We start from the raw sequence: 4,650 nt of genomic DNA, 5'->3' as shown, positions 1-4,650 counted from the left end.
GGGTTGATTTCAAGCAATGCCCACCCTACAACTAAATTCTAAATTCTAAATTCTAAATTCTAAATTCTATCTACTTATCGTTTTAGTGATTGAGCGATCGCTTTTTCTAATTCCACTTTACTCAAGTTGGTGAGGATGAACACCTCTTGAAAGCTTTTACCAGACCTAGCAATCACCTTGAATCCCCCACGAATTGGCACTGATACTTTTAACTGTAATTTAGGACAGTGACTTCTTGCCCGCCCAAGGACAGCAGGGGTAATGGTTTGAATACCTGGGTAATCGGTGAGTCGTTGGAGAACTGGAATGAGACCCTGAATGTGGGTAGAGTGATTCCAAACCAGTCTGCCGTCTTTGGGTTGGCTCATAATACTATGTAGCCTCCAAGGGAGCCATGGTTAAGCCAGCACGAGAAAGCTGTTGGTGGTAGAGTTCCGCTTGTTCCTGGGGACCGACCCAAACAATGGCTTGACCTTCGTTGTGAACTTGATGGGTGAGCTCCCAGGCGTGATCATTTGTCATCCCAGGGATATACTTGACCAGACAGTCGTGAACATGCTGAAACGTGTTAAAATCATCGTCTAACACAATTACCTTATATTTGGGATAAGGCTTTCGGGTAACTTGACCAGAGCGTTCAGGAGCTTTGACTGGTGCAGCAAATGTAGCTTTATAAGCTGCTGATATTACCATAGTCGCACATAGGTTACCAGAATAATTTACAAAAAATTATGATCTAACTCAAACCATTCCTTCCAGTTTACAAAAATTGAAACGCGCTGCATAGTGGCGGTGAGAAACAAGGAAAATTAACAATTGGACTAAGCCTTTAATCCCTAAGGGTTTCAACGACCTTGGCTATTGGCAATTTTTTCTTTGCCTGTAAAGCCCAATTTGCCATAATGAAGCGAACTCAGGCTGCTGTTTGTGTAAGGGGGAAGTTGCTGAGGGGCTGTGTGCAATGGTTTGCCGACCCACTAATTAGCCCGCTCCCCATACATCAATGACAGGGGTTTCCACTTCTGACTTACCAACAAAAGATTCAATGAATGCTTTACCTCTAACCCGCCCTTCCAAAAAAGATCAGATTTTGGCTGTCGATGATTCCCCTGACAACTTGTTTCTACTGCAGACGCTTTTAGAAGAAGAGGGGTACGAGACGAGTTTGGCCGAGAATGGTCGGGTTGCCCTAGAGCAAATAGAGATATCTCCGCCGGAATTGGTGCTATTGGATGTGATGATGCCAGAAATGGATGGCTTTGAAGTAACCAAGCGCATCCGCTCCAATCCCAAGTTACCGTTTATACCAATTTTGTTGATCACCGCTTATGATCATCCCAGTGTGGTCAAAGGACTGGATATGGGGGCGGATGATTTTATTCGTAAACCAGTAGAAGTAGATGAATTGCTGGCCAGAGTGCGATCGCTTTTGCGCCTCAAACATAGTGTGGATGAACGGGACGAAATTGCTCGGCAACGAGAAGATTTTGTCTCTCGGCTTACCCATGACTTGCGCACCCCTTTAGTAGCAGCAGATCGCATCCTAAACCTTATGCAGCAGGGAGCTTTGGGAGAAATTTCACCCCCAGTCCTGGAAGCCATAGTCACCATGACTCGCAGTAACCACAATTTGCTGAGTATGGTGAATACCTTACTAGAAGTCTATCGCTATGAAGCCGGTCGGAAGTATTTGTCTTTCTCTGCCATTCCTGTACAACAGGTTATTGAGGAAGTCATCCAAGAACTGTCTGCCCTAGCTCGTGATAAAAAACTGTCTTTGGACTATCAGAGCGCGAATCAGCTTAACTCCATAGTGATGAGCGATCGCTTAGAATTGCACCGATTGTTCACCAATTTGGTAGGAAATGCCATTAAATTCACTGACAATGGTTCTGTGACGGTTCGTCTGAGGAATAGTCCCAACACTAGTGAAGGGCATCAGACGTGGGTGGTGATTGAGGTGGAAGATACTGGTTTTGGTATATCCCCAGAAGACCAAAAACAGTTGTTTGAACGGTTTCGCCAGGGTAGCCACAAACGCTCAGGTAGTGGTTTAGGACTATATCTTTCCAAACGAATTCTCGAAGCTCATCAAGGAACGATCAAAGTTAAGTCTGAGTTGGGTAAGGGGACTTTGTTTACTGTAACATTGCCGAATCATGTCTAAGCATTCAGCTAATGCGCTACAGATGGTGCTATCAGCTATCAGCTATCAGCTATCAGCTATCAGCTATCAGCTATCAGCTATGGGCCTGTGGCCAGGCTACTTGAGATGCTTTTGAATAAAATAAGCATCTCAAGTAGCGTGAGCTTTTAGCTCACGGCTGACGGCTGACCACTGACCACTGACCGCTGACCGCTGACCGCTGACCGCTGACCGCTGACCGCTGAATGCTTACAATCATGTTGACAGTTAACTAGACTTGCCAGAAGTCTATTCTGATTTTGAGCTATTTTTGAGTAAAGTCGGCACGGATCAGGCAAAAGGTTTATGTCTAACGAGATGGGATTGGGCGATCGCTATTTTGAATTAATCGATGACATTGTCAAAACTACCCTGAAGGGGAAGATCCGTTCTAAATCCCAGGTCTATCAGATGTTGGTCAAGGGCGTTCAGGTTGGCACTGGGGAAATTTTTGAACGTTGCCTTGATCAGCGCTTCGATATGACTCAGGCAGAAATAGATAATCCTAAAAGTGAATTGAAGCAAGCCAAGGCAATTCGGAAACTCAGGGCGCTTAATACCATTCGTGGTGAATGGGAACAGTGGCAGGAAGAAAACCGAGTTTCTGAAACTATCACTAGCGCTATTAAATCCATTACTACTGCTGAACCGGCTGACCGCTTTACGGCTTTATTGCGAGTGATTGACCCCAATCAACAACCACCGCTAACTTTACAACAACTGGCGAGCCTGGCTAAACCCCTAAAGCAACAGGCACAAGAAGCCTCTGAATCTGATACTGCTACAGACCTTGGACAACTGGCGGCTGGGATTACGGCGGGTTTGGCATCTTGGCAACGCTTGGAAGATTATCTAGTGAGTTGGATTTATGACCAAAGTCGAGGCTCACTGGGATTTGAGGGTACTCCGGAACAGCGTGGCCCTTGGGGGCTGTGGGGGAAAAAGGTCGATAGCCCGTTACCCCAGTCTTTATTTCAAACTCTAGCGCTAAATCAATCCTTCCATGAATGGGCAGATACTCAGCCCAGTTTGGAACTAGAGGCTTGGGTGGAATTGGCTGTGATTCTCCAGTGCTTGCAGCGAGGACTGGTGAATTGGTTCGATAAAATGGTATATGACTCCAAGATGGGAGCAAAGTTATCGATTTCTACCTTTATCATATTTGCTGTCATTTGGTCTAGGTTAGCTAATGTTTTGAACCAGACAGCAAGTAGTAGCAACGGCAATGCGATGCTCGGTACGAGCCGCTACGCGATCGCAAATGGCTGTTTTCAGGTTTGTCTGCAAATTCTGCGCACCTTTGCCCAACGGGACTACTTCCCCCTCTACGGTGGTGTGTTTGCTAACTTTAGCGGCAACTATCTCCAAGATGCCCTGAATTACCTAGATGAACCCCTGCGGCAAGTAGACCGAACCGAGGAGAAAGCCCGGATTCTAACCTTGTTGGGTTATTCCCTTTGGTCTCAAGGAGCCTATGATCGAGCCAATAACTTCCATCAGCAAGCCTTAGATATTGCCCGTGAGGCTGGGGATAGATTGTGTGAAATTGCTAATTTCAATCACCTCAGTCGGATTTGTGTCGAGCAAGAGAATTATGCTGATGCCATTAACTATAGTCAACGAGCATTAATACTGGCTCGTCAAGCTGGAGACCGGTTAGGGGAAGCTAATGCTTTAGTGAATTTCGGCTACAGTGAAGTGTTTCAAGCTCAGGATAGCCAACAAGCAGAACTAGAGGTGTATGAAAGTGCCATTAACTATCTAGAACAAGGTCGATTATTGTTAGAACGATTAGGGGATTCTCCAGCAGGGAGTTATGGGGTCGGGCAAAGTAAAGCCTTGTGTTTCAGTAGTTTGGGAATTGCCCATGTGGTGGTCGAGCAGTATCAAAAAGCGATCGCATTTTTAGAACAAGGCTGGCAAGCCGCCCAATTTTCTGGGGATTTGTACTTACAAGGCGTGAATTTGGCCTACTTAGCCCAAGCTTGCTACAGCCAGCAAGATTGGCAAAAAGTGATTTACACCGCTAGTTTAGGAGCCTATCTATTAGAGCAAATTGGGTCTGAAGATTGGCGCAAACCAGCTGGGTTGTTAAGTATTTTGCAAGGACAAATGGGACAAGAAGGCTTCCAAACCCTTTTGGCACAGCAACGGTCAAAAATTATTGCTGTCATTGGCGTAGATGGCTATGACTATATTCCGGAATTGCTAGCCAAATACTTAGATTCTCTTTAAGCCTGTAGGGTGGGCAAAAACCGTTTCGTTCTTTTGAGTCTTCTAGATAATCTTACTTTGCCCACCCTACTAGTTGTAGTTGTAGGGTGGGCAAAAACCGTTTCGTTCTTTTGAGTCTTCTAGATAATCTTACTTTGCCCACCCTACTAGTTGTAGTTGTAGGGTGGGCAAAAACCGTTTCGTTCTTTTGAGTCTTCTAGATAATCTTACTTTGCCCACCCTACTAGTTG

At 45.5% G+C, this 4,650-nt stretch carries 5 protein-coding genes; 2 read left to right on the top strand and 3 right to left on the bottom strand.

Annotation, left to right across the window (positions count from 1 at the left end):
- Positions 1 to 74: 74 nt before the first annotated feature.
- Positions 75 to 368 carry a DUF2103 domain-containing protein gene (locus tag F6K38_RS20845; RefSeq protein ID WP_008186027.1) on the bottom strand — a complete coding sequence of 98 codons (294 nt, stop codon included), beginning with the start codon at positions 366 to 368 and terminating at the stop codon, positions 75 to 77.
- 4 nt (positions 369 to 372) lie between these two features.
- On the bottom strand, positions 373 to 693 hold the full coding sequence (gene clpS / locus F6K38_RS20840; protein ID WP_071105615.1) for an ATP-dependent Clp protease adapter ClpS: 321 nt from the start codon (positions 691 to 693) through the stop codon (positions 373 to 375).
- Positions 694 to 1,045: 352 nt separating this feature from the next.
- Between clpS and F6K38_RS20835 the strand changes: the two genes are divergently transcribed.
- On the top strand, positions 1,046 to 2,167 hold the full coding sequence (locus F6K38_RS20835) for a sensor histidine kinase (RefSeq protein WP_287357314.1): 1,122 nt from the start codon (positions 1,046 to 1,048) through the stop codon (positions 2,165 to 2,167).
- 146 nt (positions 2,168 to 2,313) lie between these two features.
- Here F6K38_RS20835 and F6K38_RS20830 read toward each other — a convergent pair whose 3' ends face one another.
- Positions 2,314 to 2,484 carry a hypothetical protein gene (locus F6K38_RS20830; protein WP_154659839.1) on the bottom strand — a complete coding sequence of 57 codons (171 nt, stop codon included), beginning with the start codon at positions 2,482 to 2,484 and terminating at the stop codon, positions 2,314 to 2,316.
- A 7-nt stretch (positions 2,485 to 2,491) separates the two neighbouring features.
- On the opposite strand from F6K38_RS20830, the gene F6K38_RS20825 reads away from it, so the two are divergent.
- Entirely contained in the window at positions 2,492 to 4,420 is a 1,929-nt protein-coding gene (locus tag F6K38_RS20825) for a tetratricopeptide repeat protein (protein ID WP_287357312.1), read from the top strand.
- The last annotated feature ends 230 nt before the right edge of the window (positions 4,421 to 4,650 follow it).

It is taken from the genome of Moorena sp. SIO3B2, assembly GCF_010692525.1.
GTDB classification, from domain to species: domain Bacteria; phylum Cyanobacteriota; class Cyanobacteriia; order Cyanobacteriales; family Coleofasciculaceae; genus Moorena; species Moorena producens.
This window is presented reverse-complemented; position numbering and strand designations above follow the sequence as displayed.